The 18,870-nt window shown below is 68.4% G+C and carries 14 protein-coding genes and 3 pseudogenes; 6 read left to right on the forward strand and 11 right to left on the reverse strand.

Annotation, left to right across the window (positions count from 1 at the left end; translation table 11 throughout):
- Window positions 1–8 precede the first annotated feature (8 nt).
- The 3 genes from WJ438_RS29310 (at window position 9) to WJ438_RS29320 (ending at window position 2,811) form a co-directional block, all read left to right on the forward strand.
- Entirely contained in the window at window positions 9–143 is a 135-nt protein-coding gene (locus WJ438_RS29310; protein WP_406727883.1) for a hypothetical protein, read from the forward strand.
- Window positions 104–925, forward strand: a complete 822-nt coding sequence (locus WJ438_RS29315; RefSeq protein WP_406729845.1) for a sugar ABC transporter permease — start codon at window positions 104–106, stop codon at window positions 923–925. The genes WJ438_RS29310 and WJ438_RS29315 overlap by 40 nt, the downstream gene beginning before the upstream one ends.
- A gap of 191 nt (window positions 926–1,116) precedes the next feature.
- A complete protein-coding gene (locus WJ438_RS29320; RefSeq protein WP_406727884.1) occupies window positions 1,117–2,811 on the forward strand; it encodes a glycoside hydrolase family 13 protein in 1,695 nt (564 codons plus the stop codon).
- Between the two features lie 120 nt (window positions 2,812–2,931).
- Here WJ438_RS29320 and WJ438_RS29325 read toward each other — a convergent pair whose 3' ends face one another.
- The 11 genes and pseudogenes from WJ438_RS29325 to WJ438_RS29375 all read right to left on the reverse strand — a co-directional run bounded on the left by WJ438_RS29325 (window position 2,932) and on the right by WJ438_RS29375 (window position 11,036).
- Complete coding sequence (locus WJ438_RS29325) at window positions 2,932–3,168, reverse strand: hypothetical protein (RefSeq protein WP_406727885.1); 237 nt, start codon at window positions 3,166–3,168, stop codon at window positions 2,932–2,934.
- A 400-nt stretch (window positions 3,169–3,568) separates the two neighbouring features.
- Window positions 3,569–4,339, reverse strand: a complete 771-nt coding sequence (locus WJ438_RS29330; protein WP_406727886.1) for a hypothetical protein — start codon at window positions 4,337–4,339, stop codon at window positions 3,569–3,571.
- Window positions 4,336–4,860: a hypothetical protein gene (locus tag WJ438_RS29335; RefSeq protein WP_406727887.1), complete on the reverse strand. Its 525-nt coding sequence runs from the start codon at window positions 4,858–4,860 to the stop codon at window positions 4,336–4,338. The genes WJ438_RS29330 and WJ438_RS29335 overlap by 4 nt, the downstream gene beginning before the upstream one ends.
- On the reverse strand, window positions 4,857–7,088 hold the full coding sequence (locus WJ438_RS29340; RefSeq protein WP_406727888.1) for a glycoside hydrolase domain-containing protein: 2,232 nt from the start codon (window positions 7,086–7,088) through the stop codon (window positions 4,857–4,859). Before WJ438_RS29340 ends, WJ438_RS29335 begins: the two co-directional genes overlap by 4 nt.
- A 436-nt stretch (window positions 7,089–7,524) precedes the next feature.
- A complete protein-coding gene (locus tag WJ438_RS29345) occupies window positions 7,525–7,662 on the reverse strand; it encodes a hypothetical protein (RefSeq protein WP_406727889.1) in 138 nt (45 codons plus the stop codon).
- A 226-nt stretch (window positions 7,663–7,888) separates the two neighbouring features.
- Window positions 7,889–8,320, reverse strand: a complete 432-nt coding sequence (locus WJ438_RS29350) for a hypothetical protein (protein WP_406727890.1) — start codon at window positions 8,318–8,320, stop codon at window positions 7,889–7,891.
- 107 nt (window positions 8,321–8,427) lie between these two features.
- Complete coding sequence (locus tag WJ438_RS29355; RefSeq protein WP_406727891.1) at window positions 8,428–8,895, reverse strand: hypothetical protein; 468 nt, start codon at window positions 8,893–8,895, stop codon at window positions 8,428–8,430.
- A 13-nt stretch (window positions 8,896–8,908) separates the two neighbouring features.
- Entirely contained in the window at window positions 8,909–9,424 is a 516-nt protein-coding gene (locus WJ438_RS29360) for a hypothetical protein (protein ID WP_406727892.1), read from the reverse strand.
- Between the two features lie 172 nt (window positions 9,425–9,596).
- Window positions 9,597–10,304 (reverse strand): annotated as a pseudogene (locus WJ438_RS29365) (transposase family protein); the annotation flags it as partial.
- A 242-nt stretch (window positions 10,305–10,546) separates the two neighbouring features.
- Window positions 10,547–10,828: pseudogene (locus WJ438_RS29370) on the reverse strand (transposase domain-containing protein); the annotation flags it as partial.
- A 61-nt stretch (window positions 10,829–10,889) separates the two neighbouring features.
- Window positions 10,890–11,036 (reverse strand): integrase, encoded by a 147-nt coding sequence (locus WJ438_RS29375; RefSeq protein ID WP_406727893.1) that lies wholly within the window; start codon window positions 11,034–11,036, stop codon window positions 10,890–10,892.
- 410 nt (window positions 11,037–11,446) lie between these two features.
- Between WJ438_RS29375 and WJ438_RS29380 the strand changes: the two are divergent.
- The 3 genes and pseudogenes from WJ438_RS29380 to WJ438_RS29390 all read left to right on the forward strand — a co-directional run bounded on the left by WJ438_RS29380 (window position 11,447) and on the right by WJ438_RS29390 (window position 18,864).
- Window positions 11,447–12,821, forward strand: a pseudogene (locus WJ438_RS29380) (alpha-amylase).
- 206 nt (window positions 12,822–13,027) lie between these two features.
- Complete coding sequence (gene pulA, locus WJ438_RS29385) at window positions 13,028–18,448, forward strand: pullulanase-type alpha-1,6-glucosidase (RefSeq protein ID WP_406727894.1); 5,421 nt, start codon at window positions 13,028–13,030, stop codon at window positions 18,446–18,448.
- Between the two features lie 53 nt (window positions 18,449–18,501).
- Window positions 18,502–18,864, forward strand: coding sequence for a 5-carboxymethyl-2-hydroxymuconate Delta-isomerase (locus WJ438_RS29390; RefSeq protein WP_406727895.1), 363 nt, complete (start codon window positions 18,502–18,504; stop codon window positions 18,862–18,864).
- Window positions 18,865–18,870 lie beyond the last annotated feature (6 nt).

Genomic DNA, 18,870 nt, shown 5'->3' on the forward strand with positions numbered 1-18,870 from the left:
GAGCCCCCATGAGCACCCTCGACACCCCACCGCCGGCCGTGGTGACGGGCAAGCCGGCCGGGAGGACCACGCCCCGCCTGCCGGGACACGGCGGCGCGGTGAGATCAGCCGCGGCGGCGCCCTCGGCTCGCACGGCATCCTGATCGTGGCGAGCCTCGTCGCGCTGTTCCCGGTCGCCTGGCTGGTCTTCCTGTCCCTCGGCCCGGACAAGGACGATTACCTGCGCCCCGGCGGCATCTGGGGCAAGATGACGCTGGACAACTACGCGTTCGTGCTGCAGAACACGAACTTCTTCGACTGGCTGAAGAGTTCGCTGATCGTCTCGCTCGGCACCACCGTCATCGGCGTCCTGGTCGCCGCCACCACCGGGTACGCGGTGTCCCGGATGCGGTTCCCCGGGTACAAGAAGTTCATGTGGGTCCTGCTGGTCACCCAGATGTTCCCGGTGGCCGTCCTGATGGTCCCGATGTACCAGATCCTGTCCGACCTTCAGCTGATCGACACCTATTTCGGCCTCATCCTCGTCTACTGCTCGACCGCGGTGCCGTACTGTGCGTGGCTGATGAAGGGCTATTTCGACACCATTCCGTTCGAGATCGACGAGGCGGGCCGGGTCGACGGGCTGTCCCCGTTCGGCACGTTCCTGCGGCTGATCCTGCCGCTCGCCAAGCCGGGCCTGGCGGTCGCCGCCTTCTACAGCTTCATCACCGCGTTCGGCGAGGTCGCCTTCGCCACGACGTTCATGCTCGACGACGAGAAGTACACGCTCGCCGTCGGTCTGCAGAGCTTCGTCAGCGAGCACGACGCCCAGCGCCACCTGATGGCCGCCACCGCGGTCCTGATCGCGATACCCGTCTCCGCGTTCTTCTACCTCGTGCAGAAGAACCTGGTGGCCGGCCTCACCGCGGGCGGCACGAAGGGCTGACGCCCTCCGTCCGGCGACTCCCGCGCGCTGTGCCGCGCGGGGTAGGCGGCCGCGGTGTCCTCCCCGAGCTCTTCGAGCAGGGGGGACCCCAAACCCCGCCGGCACCGCGGCCGCCTCGTCTCCCGCCGCCCGTCCCCCGCCTCCTCGGCCCCACTCGCCTCCCTGACCGACCCCACGTATTCAAGGACGACATGAGCCAGCAGCACGCCGCCGCCCCGGCCCCCACCCCGACGACCGACGCTGCCGTAGCCACCGTCGCCAGGCGCCACGACTGGTGGCGCGACGCGGTGATCTACCAGGTGTATCCGCGCAGCTTCGCCGACAGCAACGGCGACGGCATGGGAGACCTGGAGGGCATCCGCTCCCGCCTGCCGTATCTGCGCGACCTCGGGGTGGACGCCGTGTGGCTCAGCCCCTTCTACGCCTCGCCGCAGGCCGACGCCGGCTACGACGTCGCCGACTACCGTGCCGTCGACCCCATGTTCGGCAACCTGCTCGACGCGGACGCGCTGATCCGGGACGCCCACGAACTGGGCCTGCGGATCATCGTCGACATCGTGCCCAACCACTCCTCCGACCAGCACGAGTGGTTCAAGCGTGCGCTCGCCGAGGGCCCCGGCTCGCCGGCGCGGGACCGCTACCACTTCCGGCCCGGCAAGGGCGCGAACGGCGAACTGCCGCCCAACGACTGGGAGTCGATCTTCGGCGGCCCGGCCTGGACCCGGGTCACCGAGCCCGACGGCACCCCGGGGGACTGGTACCTGCACCTCTTCGCCCCGGAGCAGCCCGACTTCAACTGGGAGCACCCGGCCGTCGGCGACGAGTTCCGCTCCATCCTGCGGTTCTGGCTGGACATGGGCGTCGACGGCTTCCGCATCGACGTCGCCCACGGCATGGTGAAGGCCGAGGGCCTGCCGGACCTGGGATCGCACGAGCAGCTGAAGCTGCTGGGCAACGATGTCATGCCGTTCTTCGACCAGGACGGCGTGCACGACATCTACCGGCAGTGGCGGCTCATCTTGGACGAGTACTCGGGCGAGAGGATTTTCGTCGCGGAGGCCTGGACGCCGACCGTCGAGCGCACCGCCAACTACGTCCGCCCCGACGAGCTGCACCAGGCGTTCAACTTCCAGTACCTGGGCACCCACTGGGACGCCGAGGAACTGCGCGAGGTCATCGACCGCACCCTGGACGCCATGCGCCCGGTCGGCGCCCCCGCCACCTGGGTGCTGTCCAACCACGACGTCACCCGGCACGCCACCCGCTTCGGCAACCCGCCCGGCCTCGGCACCCAGATCCGGCTGCCCGGCGACCGGGAGCTGGGACTGCGCCGGGCCCGCGCGGCGACGCTGCTGATGCTGGCGCTGCCCGGCTCGGCCTACGTCTACCAGGGCGAGGAACTGGGCCTGCCGGACGTCGTGGACCTGCCGGACGAGGTGCGCCAGGACCCGGCGTACTTCCGGGGCGAGGGCCAGGACGGCTTCCGCGACGGGTGCCGGGTGCCGATCCCGTGGACCCGCGCCGGTTCGTCGTACGGCTTCGGGTCCGGCGGCAGCTGGCTGCCGCAGCCGGAGGACTGGGGCGAGCTGAGCGTCGAGGCGCAGACCGGAGCGGCCGGTTCGACCCTGGAGCTGTACCGCGCCGCGCTCGCCGTGCGCCGGGAGCAGGCCGACCTGGGTGCGGGTGACGCGGTGGAGTGGCTGCCGGCGCCGGAGGGTGTACTCGCCTTCCGCCGCGGGGAGTTCGTGTGCGTCGCGAACACCACGGGGGAGCCGGTGACGACTCCGGCGTACGGACGGGTCCTGCTCACCAGCGGCGACGCGGCCCCGGCGGCCGACGGAACGAACGTACCGGCCGACACGACGGTGTGGTGGACGCGGGCCTGACGACCCGCCCCGCCGAAGGGCCCGCTGTTGCCTCCTGGGAGCGGCGGGCCCTCGCCGTGCGCGGAGTGTGCTGTCAAGTCCGCTGCTCACTCCGCCGGTTCACCTCACGCACCCTGGCACTCAGCTCGGCGGTGCGACGACCTTCCCGCGGCGCCCCGCCAACTTGCGCGCCGTGCCCGGATTGCAGCGTCCGAGGTCCACCAGCGGCGGCAGATAGCCGCTGGCCAGCGAGACGGTGTCGAGCCCCAACGAGGGCAGGAGCACACCGGCGTCGTCCAGTGCCCTGGAGAGTTCGTTCCTGGCCCCGTCGGCGTCCTGGATCGCGGCTGCGCGCCTCGTACGTTCCTGTGGTGCCATGAATACGGTGTTTTTCCTTCGTGATGCCCCCGACTCTCCCCACGCTCATCGGTACGTGACGCTACGCTCACCAGTGGTAATGGTTTTCGTTGCACCGGATCGAAAACGGGGGACAGACGATGCCCGCGCCGAAGGAACTCGACCCGTCACCTGACGATCCGACACCACTCCGACGAAGGCAGGAAGGAGGGGCCGCGCCACCTCGGGCCCGTGGAACCCGACGTCCCCGCAGCGCATGCGAAGACCCTCAGCCTCACCGGAAGGGCAAACCAGGGCAATCCGCCGGATCACCTGCGGCCGTCAGGCCGCAGACGAATCGAGGTTGGAGATCATTTCGTTAGGGTTTCCAAAGGCCCGCCGCCCGAAAGGGCAGCGGACCGCGGGAAGTTACTTCGACAAGTTACGATCCCCGCTGGCTGCGCTGCAGCGCCTTCGCGGCCGCGCGCCGGTCGTCGGCCAGGACGTCGACCGGTGTCCCGGCGCCCTCGCTCGGGGTGTCCTGCCAGGTGCGGAGCTTCTCCACCAGCGCGGTCAGCCGCGGATCACCAGGCTTGACGTCGATGTAGAAGAGGGACTCGTCGGTACGGCGGTCGTCGCCGCCCCAACGCACCACGCCGTCGAGCTCGGCGAGGATGTCGCGGATCACCACGAGCTGCGGCGGGAAGAACCCGCCCTTCGCCCCCGCGGGATAGAACTCCGGGCGGATCCGCACGGCCGTGCCGGAGGCCTGATTGCCCTCGGGCAGCCCCTTGTGGACCTTGCCCGGACTGCGCCAGCCGGTCACCTCGCCCTTGCGGAGCTGGTCGACCTCGTAGTGGAAGCGGCGGATCACATGGACCAGCACGGTCTCCACCTCTCCGATGCGGACGGCGACACCGCTGAGCGGGGTGCCGGGAACCGGGCGGGTCCAGACGCTCCCGCCGCCGTCCGTGGTCTTCTCCATCTCCCAGCCGTTGGGGCTCGGCCTGCCGCTGCGCACCCGGTCCCGGTTGCGCTGGTAGCGGCTCAGGGCCTTGCGGATGTCCTCACCGGTGGGTGTGGTGGCCGAGGAGTCGGCGTACACCGGTGTGGAGAGCACCACCGACCCGGCCACGGAGGCCAGGAGTGCCGCGCTGGCCACCGCGCCCGACCGGGCGAGCAGGCTGCGACGGGACAGATTGGACTTGGTCATGGGTTCCCTTTCGGAGTGGTCTGCTCTATGCGGCGTCCGGTTCCCTCGCGGGCCACACCGGCCGCCGCCCCGGTGATCAGGGCCAGCGAGGCCAGCGCGCCCACGGCAGGGTTGATCCACGGCGGGATGGGGGAGTAGCTGCCGCCTTCGTCGATGCGGCAGACGAAGCGGAGCGGGACGAAGCTCGTCTCGTAGCTGTCGACCCGGGCCGCCTTCGCCTCCCCGCCCGCCTTCACACATGCCTTGCGCAGGTACACGCCCTCGTCGGAGGGCATGTGGAGCACGCCCCACAGATACACGCAGACGGCCGCGCAGACGCTCAGGACGATGCCGGCCCTGAACCAGAGTCTGCCGGTGCCCGGCAGCTGCTCGCGGCGTGCGACGGACGAGCACAGGTAGGCGATCAGGCTGACGACGACCAAGAGTCCGACCAGCAGGACGAAGACGAACGCGATCGTGCCGATGCCGCCGCCCGCGCTCTCGCCGGACGCCCGCGTGATCGGGGGCACGCCGGGGGTCACCGCATCATCCTGTTGTACTTTTCGAAGATGTAATAGAGCGGCATGCGCTTGCGGGCGTCGGTGAAGGCGGGCTCCTCCGGCCCTTGGTACCGGCGCAGGACCTCGTAGATCTCCGAGTCCGTGTAGTCGAGCGTGGGGATCCGGTCCAGGGCCTCCTCCTCGTCACCGCCCGGCTTGCCGTCGGCCGCCCAGATGTGAGCGTGGCCGACGCTGGTGAGGGCGAAGTCGTTGTCGGTGCGGAGCTGGTCCCACACGCTGAAGATGTCGGCGTCCTTGGCCGTGTCCTTCGGCGTGCCGGTGACCAATCCTCGGCGGATGGAGTTGTTCCAGGCGAGGATGCCGACGAAGCCGAACATCTGGGCCACGCCAGTGCTGCTGTCCCGCAGTTCCTCGACCTTGGGCAGGTCCTTCGCCCAGTCCGGTATGTAGCCGTTGTGGTAGAACCACACCCCGGCGTCCTTGCCGAGGTCCTCGTTGCCGTAGTGCCGGAACTCCCAGAACGCTGTGGTCTGGATGAGCGCCTTGCGCATGCCGTACGCCCGTGCCGTGTTGGTCACCGCGACGTCGCCCGAGATGATGGTCTCCAGGCACTCGGTGGTGGTGTAGAAGCGTCCGTCCGACTCGGGGAAGCCGATGGACTCCATGTAGTTGCGGATGTCGGCGAGCAGCCCAGGCCAGTACGCCGTGTTGAACAGGACGTCCTGGCTCTTCAAGGCCGGCGGGTCGAAGGAGCCCTGGCCCGTGTCGCGGCCGGAGGCTATGTTGATGTCGATGTTGATGGCGCCGGACCCGGAACCGATGGTCCGGGTGACGATCTGGTCGTAGGCCCAGTCGGCGGGCAGCGGATAGCCGAAGTTGCCCGAGAATCCCGACGACATGTCGGAGACGAACGAGGCCGTCGCGTGTCCGGCCTCCCCGACCCGGGTGCACACGTTGCGCGGCCCGTAGACGCCGACCTCGAAGACGTTCCCGTTGCCCGCCATCGCGTCCTCGATGCCCTTGAAGTACGGGAGCACGTGGTCGGTGACCTGGTAGTCGAGGGCGTCGAAGTCGACCGCGAAGAAGATCCGGGTCCCCCGCTTGAACCCGTGGTCGAGGGCCGCGTTCACGGCCGCCTGCCCCGCGGCACGTCCGGACGGATAGGTGAAGCCGTCGGCGTCCCGGCCGTAGGTCTGGTAGATCGGGAAGCAGCGCAGCCCGCTGTCGGCGATGGTCTGCAGCTCACCCGGCTGGATCGCCTTCTCGGGCAAGCTGGTGGTGCTGGGGTTGGTCAGATAGCGCCCGACGTACTTGATACCCGCCGCCTTCAGCGTCTGGGCCCGGTCCGGGGTGATCTTGGTGACACCGTCGCAGGCCTCGCCGTCGCGGTCCTGGTCCCCGTAGGAGACCAGGAGAGAGGCCCAGGTGGAGAAGTCTCCGCTGCCCGTCACGGGCAGCTTGACGAACGCCTGGAAGTCGCTGACGGCGGCTGCCAGCGCCGAGGTGAAGGTACTGGTGAAGGAGACCGGGCGCTGGTTGAGGACCATCCCGGCGGAGAACAGCTGCACCCACACGCCGGTGGAGCCGGAGGACACCGTGTGCTCCCTCAGTCCCGCCCGCGTCCCCGGCCCGAACACGCCGTTCGCCACGCCGTCGGCCATGCCCAGGGTGTACTGGACGGCGAACAGCATGGACTTGGCGACATCGCGCGAATGGTGGCCGTCGCAGGGGATGATGTAGTAGTCCCGCCGGCCCACGAACCGGCCGTTGAGCCACTGCTGCACGCTCCGGACGGTGCCCGAGCCGCCGTTGACGGTGACGTAGGCGTCCATGTTGAGCAGGCCCTTGAACACCTTCGGTGTCAGATCGCCGCCCGGGTAGATCTGGTCGACGCCCATGTCGGACTTGAGCTGGGCCAGGGAGGTCTCGACGCGGGAGCTGAAGGTCCCGTCGATGCCGCCGCCGTCGTAGCCCTTGCAGTACAGGCCCGCCTGGATGATCCGGCAGAAGTCCCCCGAGGGGACCGTCGACGCGTTGATCGCCGGGTACTTCGCCTGGAGCGTGGACAGGGTGGTCGGGCCGAAACTGTTGGAGAGGGAGCCGATTCCCAGCTCGTATTGGAGTGCCCGGGTGAGGGCGTACATGGTGTTCCAGCCTGTCTGCCCGTTTTCCTCCACCGTCATACCGATGACACTGCCGTAGGTTTCATTCACGAATCTCTGCGCTCGGAGCACCATTTCGTCGGCCATGCCGCACATCCTTACTGAGAGTGAAAGTGAGTGGAGCCGAGAAGGCGCTGTCCCATTAATGCAATTGGGCGTTGGTGACAGAGCGTCAGCTCAGGTATCGCCTCATGTCGCCCCGGCGAATGGCCGTTGTCAGACCGGCGTGGCCGTGCCGGTGGCCTGCTTCCAGGTGGTGAAGCGCTGGTTCATCTCGGCGCGGTAGCCGGGTGCGGTGAGGCAGCAGCAATGCGCTCAACGGGAACCGCCGGCCCCGACGGTCACGCGGACCCTTCACCTCCGCCAACCGCCGCAGCAGCATGCTCGGCTCCGAAACGCCGGACACACACTCCACCACGGCAGCAGAGTGGAAGACTGACGATTCATCGAAGCTCCGTTGGCTCAGGGCGACTTGCCCGGTTACCCACCCCAATGGAGCTTCGATCTTGTGGTCACGCCCCGCTCACCTGCGGAAGCGCCCCGCGGTCCAGCCCTCACCGTCAGCGATGCTGATCTGGACCGAGTACGTCGCATCCCGCTTGTAGGTATTGGCTACCTCGATCTCGGTACGCACACCGCTGCTCTCCGGTGTGGCACGCACGATCAGGTCTCCGTACTCCAAGACACGCGTACGGCCTTCGGAGTGCACCGAAGCCACAGGCGATGGACGCACTTGCGGCCTGCTCTGCTCCGCGCTCGGAGTCGCCGACCGCTGCGACGCGGGGCCCTGTCAGCGGCGCCGTCCGTACACCCGGCAGCCGGCACACACGTCGTCGTCAGGCACAGTGCCCGGACCATGTACGGTCCGGGCACCACTGCAACAGACCTCACTGAGCGGAATCCGCCATCTGCTTGCGCGCCGCGGCGATTTCCTTGCCGTGCTGTTCCTTGATGCCGGTCAGCTGGCTCTTGTTGCCGGCGATCTGCTTGCCCTGGATCGCAGACTCCACACCGAACCAGATCTTCACCAGATCCGTCTGCTTCTTGCAGTCGATGTCGTCGACCGCCAGAGCGATGGACTCCTGCGTCGGCTCCCCGTCGTTGGTGACACCCTGGTCCATCGCCTTGTACGGATCGGCAAGTCCCTTGTGTCCCTTGCCGTCCATGCATGAAGACCACGCGGCGATGGCCTTGAAGACCTTGTCGTCCTTCATCGACTGCACCAGGCTGTCCCCGGCGAGCTGCGCCACGAAGGTCGGGTCGGCTTCCTGTACGCCGAGTTGATTCTTGGACCAGCCGATGCAACCGCCCGTCTTCAACTTCTTTCCGTTGTACTCCGCCCGAGCGGGCTTCGTGCCCTGGCCGGGGCTGGCGAACGGCTCTCCCGCCTTGGGGGCCTTGGGCGGTTCGGGCTTGGTGTGGCCGGTCAGGACCTCGACCTCGACACCGGACAGATCACGCAGGGTCTGCTTGGTGTGCTCCTGCAGCGCCGGGGGAGCTCGTAGCCGTACTTCTCGGCCTCGGCCCGGTCGGTGATGCCATAACGGCGTTCAATGTTGGCGTCGTTGTCACTGGGCGGCGGGTTGGCGCCCGCTCGCGGCAGCGTCAGGTCGATGCCATAGTCCTTCATACAGGACTGCTGAAGATCGCTGGCGGCCTGCTCGACGGTGACCTGCTCCTCGTAGGAGGCCATGTACGCCTCCAGTGGAAGGGTCAGATCCTTGGTCAGGCCACTGGTGGGGGTCTTCTTGGGCCAGTTTTCCTTGTTCACGATCGGTTTGCCGTCGGCCGCGTTCTGCGTGGTGTCCGGGGTCGTGCCGGAGGAGCAGGCACTGACCAGGAGAGCTGAAGCGGTCAGGGCTACTGCGGTGGCGGTCCGCTTGATGTGCTTCACGGGGGGTTCCTTCTTATGCGAAGTGGGAGGACGCGTTGTTGTTCTTCAGGGCGGAGATCAGGTTGGTGATGTTGCAGTCTCCGTAGGGCCCGTTCTTCGCGAAGTACTGAGATGTGCCGCCGTAGCCGGAGTTGTAATACACGCGGTAGTTGTCGGCTGGGGCGCAGTTCTCCACGGACGCCGCATTGTTTTTCATGTACTGGCCGTTGCCATTGCCGCCATTGCCGAAGACGTACCGGTAGGTCGTCAGCGTCGATCCCTGGTACTGGCTCGTACCCCAGTGGTCGGAAACGTTGCTGTAGTACATCGTGAACGCCGACTTGTAGTAGCCATTCTGGATGGCAATGTCCTTCGAGTTGTAAAACAGCCGCAGATCACCGTACGAGCAGGTGATCCATGGAACGTCACAGTTGTCCATGACGGTGTATTCCGCCGCATTCGCCGGACCGGCGGTCGCCATCACAGCTGCCACTGCTGCGAATGACGTAGCGCAGGCGGCCATCTTCTTCTTGAAGCGGATAATCCTCATCGCATCTCCATCGATAGATCATTTGTGCGAGAAGGATCTTCACACGCAGGTGGGTGTCATGGCCAGGGTGTGTCAATTTAACGGCTGATCTTGGTTGTTGGGTGGCCAGTTCGTAGCCGGGGTGAGGCCAATGAGCCTTTCCCGGTAATAGATCACGACGTTGTGTGAACTTTCAGATGGTGCGGTCGTACTCGAGTCGGAGCAGGACGAGGGCCGCGGCGGTGATCTGGGTGATCCGGCCGGGGTCGAGGCTGACCCGCCGCAGGGCCTTGAAGGTGGTCTTGAGCAGGGAGTGACCCGTTCGCACACGCCGTGGATGCCTCGGATGACCTTGTTGAAGGTCTGCTGGGCCTCGGTCAGCGTGCCTCCCGCGGGCTTCTTGACCGGGTGGCGGAAGCCGTCCCCGGCGTTCTCGTACTCGAGATCGACCAGGGTCGGCATGCCCGGCCGGTCGGCGAGGCGGTCGAGCGCGTCGATCAGGCCGTCGTGGCGCGCGGGTGGTGTCGTGCTCGCGGCCGGGTCGCACCGGCGAGCCCCGGATCGGCCGGCCGTCGGGGGTGGAGACGACCTGCACGTTGCCGCCGTGGTGCCGAGGCTTCCCGGACCACCACAGGTCGCCCCATGGGGGCCCGGGGCCGCGACCCGGTCGGTGCGGATGACCGTGCCGTCCAGGCTGAGGTGGGTCAGGCCGGCCGCCTTCGCCCGCTCCAGCGCGGTGTGCAGATCCGATGCCCCGGCGGCCAGGACCATCAGCCCCTCGTGCCGAGAGCGGTAGGCGGTGGAGGACGACAGGCCGTTGTCCCGAGCGAGTCGGGTCCAGGCGGGCGCCGCCGAGGAACCAGCGCAGGAGGAGCACGGCCTGCCGGAAGCAGCCCGGCGGGTGCCGATCGCCGCGCCGAAGGTGGTGTGGGTGCCGCACTCGGTGAACGTCACCACCCGGGCCTGCGGGAAGGGGGTCTCCTCCCGGGTGCTGCCGGGCTTGCCGAAATACTCCCGGTTGGCGGCCGTGTCGGGCAGGTCGAGAACGAAGCCGTCCACGGCCACCAGCCGGAAGCTGTTCAGGAACACGCCGGGGGTGAGCAGGCTCTCGGCCGGCTCGGCCACCTGGTCGTACACGTCACGCACCACCTCGAAGCCCAGCCGCTTGCGGGCCCGGGTGATCCCGCCCGAGGTGGGTTCCTCCCACGTGGCGGCCCAGCCGCCCAGCTCCCGCATCCGCTCGGTGAGTTGGGCCATGACCTGCTCGTAGTCGTCATCGGCGTACAGGGCCAGCGCGCACGCGTACAGGACCATCAGATGCGCGGGCAGTTTCGAGTCCGACCGCTTGGGCTGCTTGCCGTGTGCGCGCACCGCGTCGTCGATCACATCGCGCGGGATCCACGCGGCCGGCACCCCGAACGTCACCGCGTCCTACAGACGCACATCACCCGTTGCCTGACCAGGCTCGGTACGTTTGACGGCAACGTCAGCGGACGACCGCTGCGACGGGCAGATCGTCGTTGCCGTCGTCGGCTCGGCCGAGGACGGTGCCGAGGGTGTCGATGGCTTGGCGTTGGAGGCAGAGTCGGACGTGGGCGTGGCCGAGGAGTTCCCTGATGGTGACGAGGTCCACGACCTGTTCCAGGAGCAGGGTGGCGGTCGAGTGCCGAAGGCCGTGAAGCGGATGCGGCGGAGGCCGACCTGGCGGAGACCGCCGATGTGGTGTAAGCGGTGCTCCACCTGGCGAGGGCACCTGGAACGGAAGACGCGTTCGCCGAGAGCCCGGGGTGCTGCAACTGCTGACGCGTGGGCGGGTGCGGGCAGACCTGCCCAGCTGATCCCGGGCGCGGGCCGACCTTGTGCCCCGGGAGCGCGTATTTTCTTGCCGCGACTTCACACGGAGTGCTGCCCTTTCGGAGGGTGAAGCTTTAACATCTGCGTCACCGCAAGGTTTCTGAAGCTTTCAGCAAGAAGCTTCAGGGGCCTTCGCACTCCCCACACCCTTCGACTCCCCACACCCTTCGATGAAGAAGGAAACCCCACATGGCACGCAGAACCCTTGCCGGGGTCGCCGCCCTCGCGGTCGCCTCGGTTGTCATGACCCCGACTGTCGCGGAGGCCGCGCCGCCCGGCAACAAGGACGTCACCGCCGTCCTCTTCGAGTGGAACTTCAACTCGGTCGCCCGCGAGTGCACCACCACCCTCGGCCCCGCCGGATACGGCTCCGTCCAGGTCTCCCCGCCCGCCGAGCACATACAGGGCGCGCAGTGGTGGACGTCGTACCAGCCGGTGAGCTACAAGATCGCCAGTCGGCTCGGCGACCGCACCGCGTTCCGGAACATGGTGAACACCTGTCACGCGGCCGGCGTGAAGGTCGTCGCCGACACGGTCATCAACCACATGTCCGCGGGCAACGGCATCGGAACCGGCGGCTCGGCGTACACCAAGTACAACTACCCGGGTCTGTACTCCTCGAACGACTTCGACAACTGCACCTCGCAGATCACCAACTACCAGGACCGCTGGAACGTCCAGAACTGCGAACTGGTCGGTCTCGCGGACCTCGACACCGGCGAGGAGTACGTCCGCAAGGCCATCGCCGGGTACCTGAACGACCTGCTCTCCCTCGGCGTCGACGGCTTCCGCATCGACGCGGCCAAGCACATGCCTGGCCGCCGACCTCGCGAACATCAAGTCCCGGCTCTCCGACCCCGGCGTGTACTGGAAGCAGGAGGCCATCTACGGCGCCGGCGAGGCCGTCCAGCCCACCGAGTACACGGGCAACGGAGACGTGCAAGAGTTCCGGTACGCCTACGACCTCAAGCGGGTCTTCAACAACGAGAACCTCGCCTACCTGAAGAACTACGGTGAGGGCTGGGGCTACATGAACAGCTCCGTCTCCGGTGTCTTCGTCGACAACCACGACACCGAGCGCAACGGCTCCACGCTCAGCTACAAGGACAACGCCAACTACACCCTGGCCAACGTCTTCATGCTGGCCTGGCCCTACGGCTCCCCGGACATCAACTCCGGTTACGAGTTCTCCGACCCCGACGCCGGCCCGCCGAACGGCGGTCAGATGAACGTCTGTTGGCAGAACGGCTGGAAGTGCCAGCACGCCTGGCCGGAGATCAAGTCCATGGTCGCCTTCCGTAATGCCACGCGCGGCCAGGCCGTGACGAACTGGTGGGACAATGGGAACGACGCCATCGCCTTCGGCCGGGGCAACAAGGGCTTCGTGGCCATCAACCACGAGTCGGGCTCACTGACCCGCACCTACCAGACCTCGCTGCCCTCCGGCACGTACTGCAACGTCCAGAACAACACGCAGGTGACGGTGAACGGTTCGGGGCAGCTGACCGCCACCCTGGGCTCGAACACGGCCCTCGCGGTGTACGCGGGCAAGTCGTCCTGCTGAACACGCGCCGGTCGCGCCGCCGTCCACGGGGCGGCGGCGCGACCGGCGTCCGCATGAAACTCCTTACCGTTACTTTCAAGACCCTTGCTGTAAAGCTTTCAACGGCGATAGCGTCACGCCCGACGCCCGGTGACGTGGCCGAAACAGGCCGTGCCGTGGCGTGGGGTCGGACCCCAATGTGCCGTAATCGCAAGGAGTGCACACCTGTGATACCCAGATGGCCCGCGCCCCCGGGGCGCCGCACCGTGCGGGGGAGGCGGATCGCCGCCGTCACCGCGGCCGCCCTCGCCGCGGCCCTCGTGCAGCCGCTCGCCGTCGGCGCCGCCCGCGCCGCCACACCGCCCGCACCCCCCTCGGACGCGAAGCTCGCCAAGGCGCCCGCGCGGCACGACCTGACCCGTGAGCAGTTCTACTTCGTGCTGCCGGACCGGTTCGCCAACGGGGACCCGAGGAACGACCGCGGCGGGCTCACCGGTTCGCGCCTCACCACCGGGTACGACCCCACCGACAAGGGCTTCTACCAGGGCGGCGACCTCAAGGGCCTCACCCGGAAGCTCGACTACATCAAGGGGCTCGGCACCACCGCCATCTGGATGGCGCCGATCTTCAAGAACCAGCCCGTCCAGGGCACCGGCAAGGACGCCTCGGCCGGCTACCACGGTTACTGGATCACCGACTTCACCCAGGTCGACCCCCACTTCGGCACCAACAAGGACCTCGAGACCCTCATCGACAAGGCCCACGACAAGGGCATGAAGGTCTTCTTCGACGTCATCACCAACCACACCGCCGACGTCGTCGACTACGAGGAGAAGTCCTACGACTACCTCTCCAAGGGCGCCTTCCCCTACCTGACCAAGGACGGGAAGCCCTTCGACGACGCCGACTACGCCGACGGCGCGAACAAGTTCCCGCGCGTCGACGCCGATTCCTTCCCGCGCACCCCGGTCGTCCCCGCCGCGAAGAAGGACGTCAAGGTTCCGGCGTGGCTCAACGACCCGGCGATGTACCACAACCGGGGCGACTCCACCTTCGCCGGAGAGTCCAGCGAGTACGGCGACTTCTCCGGCCTCGACGACCTGTGGACCGAGCGTCCCGAGGTCGTCGACGGCATGGAGGAGATCTACCAGCGGTGGGTGAAGGACTTCGACATCGACGGCTTCCGGATCGACACCGTGAAGCACGTCAACATGGAGTTCTGGACCCAGTGGGCGACCGCCCTGGACGCCTACGCGGCCAAGAAGGGGCGCGACGACTTCTTCATGTTCGGCGAGGTCTACTCCGCCGACACCGACGTCACCGCCCCGTACGTCACCCAGGGCCGCCTGGACGCCACCCTCGACTTCCCCTTCCAGGAGGCGGCCCGCCAGTACGCCTCCCAGGGCGGCAGCGCACGGAAACTCGCCTCGGTCTTCGGCGACGACCACAAGTACACGACCGACAAGGCCAACGCCTACGAGCAGGTCACCTTCCTCGGCAACCACGACATGGGCCGCATCGGGACGTTCCTCAAGCAGGACAACCCGAAGGCGTCCGACGCCGAACTGCTGAAGAAGGCCATGCTGGCCAACGAGCTGATGTTCCTCAGCCGCGGCAACCCGGTCGTCTACTACGGCGACGAGCAGGGCTTCACCGGCGCCGGCGGCGACAAGGACGCCCGCCAGACCCTGTTCGCCTCCCGCACCGCCGACTACCTCGACGACGACCTCATCGGCACCGACCGCACCCACGCCGAGGACACCTACGACACGAAGGCCCCGCTCTACCGGCAGATCAGCGCCCTCGCGAAGCTCCGCAAGGCCCACCCGGCCCTCACCGACGGCATCCAGCAGCAGCGGTACGCGGCCGACGGCCCCGGCGTCCACGCCTTCTCCCGCACCGGCACCGGCAAGGACACCACCGAGTACGTGGTCGCCTTCAACAACGCCGACGAGAAGAAGACCGCGACCTTCGCGACCGATTCCGCCCGCATGACGTTCCGCGGCATCCACGGCACCGACGCCTCCGTGACCAGCGACGCCGACCGGAAGATCACCGTCACCGTCCCGGCCGGCTCGGCGATCGTCCTCAAGGCCGCGGGCAGGCTCGCCGAACCCGCCACGAAGCCCACGCTCACCCTCGAGGCCCCCGACGCGGGAGCCACCGGCACCGTCGAACTCACCGCCGACGTCGAGGGCGGACAGCTGAACCGGGTCGTCTTCGCCACCCAGACCGGCAACGGAAAGTGGCAGACCCTCGGCTCCGCCGACCACGCCCCCCACAAGGTCACCCACACCATCGGCGCGGACGTCCCGGCCGGCACCGCCCTGCGCTACAAGGCCGTCGTGATCGACTCGGCCGGACGCACCGCGAGCGCGACGGCCGCCTCCACCACCGGCACCCCGCCCGTCGAGGAGCCGCCCAGCGCCGCCTCCCGCGACTACGCGATCGTCCACTACAAGCGCGCGGACGGCGACTACGACGACTGGGGCCTGTACGCCTGGGGCGACCTCGCCGAGGGCGAGGCCACCGAATGGCCGAACAGCCACCCCTTCACCGGCCGCGACGCCTACGGCGCCTTCGCGTACGTCAAGCTCAAGCCCGGCGCCTCGAACGTCGGCTTCCTCGTCATCGACAAGGACGGCACCAAGGACGTCTCCACCGACCGCACGATCGACGTCACGAAGCACGGCGAGGTCTGGATCGAGCAGGGCGAGGAGACCGTCACCACCGAACGCCCCGAGTACCCGGCGCAGGACACGACCAAGGCGGTGCTCCACTACCACCGCGCCGACGGGAACTACGACGGCTGGGGTCTGCACACCTGGACCGGCGCCGCGAACCCCACCGACTGGTCGAACCCCCTGAAGCCGGTGAGGACCGACGCGTACGGCGCGGTCTTCGAGGTGCCGCTCACCGAGGGTGCCACCAGCCTCAGCTACATCGTCCACAAGGGCGACGAGAAGGACCTGCCGTCCGACCAGTCGCTCGACCTCAAGGCGAACGGCCACGAGGTGTGGCTGTTGAACGGCCAGGAGAAGTACCTGCTGCCGCAGCCCGCCGGTTCCGCGGCCGCCCTCGACCTGACCACCTCCAAGGCGGTCTGGATCGACCGGGACACCGTCGTCTGGGACGGCTCCGAGACCGCCGCCTCCACCCAGCTCCTCGCCTCCCGTACCGGCTCGATCAAGGCGCAGGACGGGACGCTCGAAAGCGACGACGCACGCTGGCTGCGCCTGGCGAGGGCGCCCCTCACCGACGCCCAGAAGGCGAGGTTCCCGCACTTGAAGGACGGCACCGCCTGGACCGTCGACCCGCGCGACCGGGACCGCGTACGCGAGGCCCTGCGCGGCCAGGTCGTCGCCTCCCAGCGGGCCGCCACCGGCGCCGTGCTCGCCGCGACCGGCGTGCAGACCGCGGGCGTCCTCGACGACCTGTACGCGACCGGCGCGACCGAGGCGGAGCTCGGCCCCGTCTTCCGCGACGGCCGGCCCACGCTCTCCGTGTGGGCACCGACCGCGCAGGACGTCTCGCTGGAGATCGGCGGCTCCACCGCCCGCATGCGGCGCGACGACGCCACCGGCGTCTGGTCCGTCACCGGCCCGAAGTCCTGGAAGGGCAAGCCCTACCGGTACGTCGTGAAGGTGTGGGCGCCCAGCACCCGCGAGATCGTCACCAACAAGGTCACCGACCCGTACTCGCTCGCCCTGACCACCGACTCCGCGCGCAGCCTCGTCGTCGACCTCGGCGACCGGAGCCTCGCCCCCGAGGGCTGGTCGACCCTCGACAAGCCGAAGGCCGTACCGCTGAGGGACGCCCAGATCCAGGAGCTGCACATCCGCGACTTCTCCGTCGAGGACCGCACGGCGAAGCAGCCCGGCACCTACCTCGCCTTCACCGACAAGGACAGCGACGGCTCGAAGCACCTGCGTGAGCTGGCGAAGGCCGGCACCTCGTATGTGCATCTGCTGCCCGCGTTCGACATCGCGACCATCCCCGAGAAGAAGTCCGACCAGGCCACCGTGGACTGCGACCTGGCCTTCCACCCGGCCGACTCCGACAAGCAGCAGGAGTGCGTGGCGAAGGCCGCCGCCAAGGACGCCTACAACTGGGGCTACGACCCGTACCACTACACGGTCCCCGAGGGCTCCTACGCCACCGACCCGGAGGGCACGACCCGCACGGTCGAGTTCCGGAAGATGGTCAAGGCGCTCAACGAGGACGGCCTGCGCGTCGTGATGGACGTCGTCTACAACCACACCGCGGCGAGCGGCCAGGCGGACACCAGCGTCCTGGACCGGATCGTGCCCGGCTACTACCAGCGGCTCCTCGCCGACGGCTCGGTCGCCAACAGCACCTGCTGCGCCAACACGGCCCCCGAGAACGCCATGATGGGCAAGCTCGTCGTCGACTCGGTCGTCACCTGGGCCAAGGAGTACAAGGTCGACGGCTTCCGCTTCGACCTCATGGGCCACCACCCGAAGGCCAACATGCTCGCCGTGCGCAAGGCCCTCGACGCACTGACCGTCGAGAAGGACGGTGTCGACGGCAAGAAGATCATCCTGTACGGCGAGGGCTGGAACTTCGGCGAGATCGCCGACGACGCCCGCTTCGAGCAGGCCACGCAGCGGAACATGGCCGGCACCGGCATCGCCACCTTCTCCGACCGGGCCCGGGACGCCGTGCGCGGCGGCGGCCCCTTCGACGAGGACCCCGGCGTCCAGGGCTTCGCCTCCGGCCTGTACACCGACCCCAACTCCTCGAAGAGCAACGGCACCGAGGCCGAGCAGAAGGCCCGCCTCCTGCACTACCAGGACCTGATCAAGGTGGGCCTGAGCGGCAACCTCGCCGACTACCGCTTCACCGACACCAGCGGCAAGGAGGTCAAGGGCTCCCAGGTCGACTACAACGGCGCCCCCGCCGGCGACGCGGACGCCCCGGGCGACGCCCTCGCCTACGCCGACGCGCACGACAACGAGTCGCTGTTCGACGCGCTCGCCTTCAAACTGCCGACCTCCGTGAGCGCCGACGACCGGGCCCGCGCGCAGGTCCTCGCCATGGCGACGGCCACCCTGTCCCAGGGCCCGGCGCTCTCCCAGGCCGGCACCGACCTGTTGCGCTCCAAGTCCCTGGACCGCAACTCCTACGACAGCGGCGACTGGTTCAACGCCATCCGCTGGAACTGCGCGGACGGCAACGGCTTCGGCCGCGGTCTGCCGCCGGCCGCCGACAACGCCGACAAGTGGCCCTACGCCAAGCCCCTGCTGGGCGCGGTGCGGGTCGGCTGCCCGCAGATCGAGGGCGCCTCGGCCGCCTACCGGGACCTGCTGAGGATCCGTACGACGGAGAAGGCCTTCTCCCTCGACACCGCGGGACAGGTGCAGTCCCGGCTGTCCTTCCCGCTGTCCGGAAAGGACGAGACACCCGGAGTGATCACGATGCGGCTCGGTGACCTGGTCGCCGTCTTCAACGCCACGCCGGAGCAGCGGGAACAGCGCGTCGACGCCCTCGCCGGTACCGGCCACCGCCTGCACCCGGTGCAGGCCGCGGGCTCGGACCCGGTGGTGAAGACCTCGTCCTACGCGGCGAAGACCGGCACCTTCACCGTCCCGGCCCGCACGGTCGCGGTGTTCACCACGGCCGACTGACTGACGGCGGCGGCTAAGGTGGGCCCTCCGACCTGCAACCGAAGGGCCCACCGATGCCGCAGATCACCGTCGACTACTCCGATCAGCTGAGGGCCGGCTTCGACTTCGACCGGCCCGCCTTCGCGCGGGACCTGCACACCGCCGTCGTGGAGATCGCGGCGGCGAAGCCGGCGGCGTGCAAGACCCGGTTCCGCCGGACCGAGGACGTCGTGGTCGGCTCCGACATCGACGGCCATGCCCTCGTGCACATCCACATCGGACTGCTCCCCGGGCGGACCGAGGAGACCAAGGCCCGGCTCACGGAGGCCGTCCTGGAGTTGGTGCGGCAGCACGTGAAGTCCCTCGACGGCACGGTCCTGCACGCCTCCGCGGAGGTACGCGAGCTCGACGCGTCGTACCGGAAGTTCGAAGAGTAGCCGGGC

Origin of the sequence: Streptomyces sp. GD-15H (assembly GCF_045291515.1) — a bacterium.
Classification (GTDB): Bacteria; Actinomycetota; Actinomycetes; order Streptomycetales; family Streptomycetaceae; genus Streptomyces.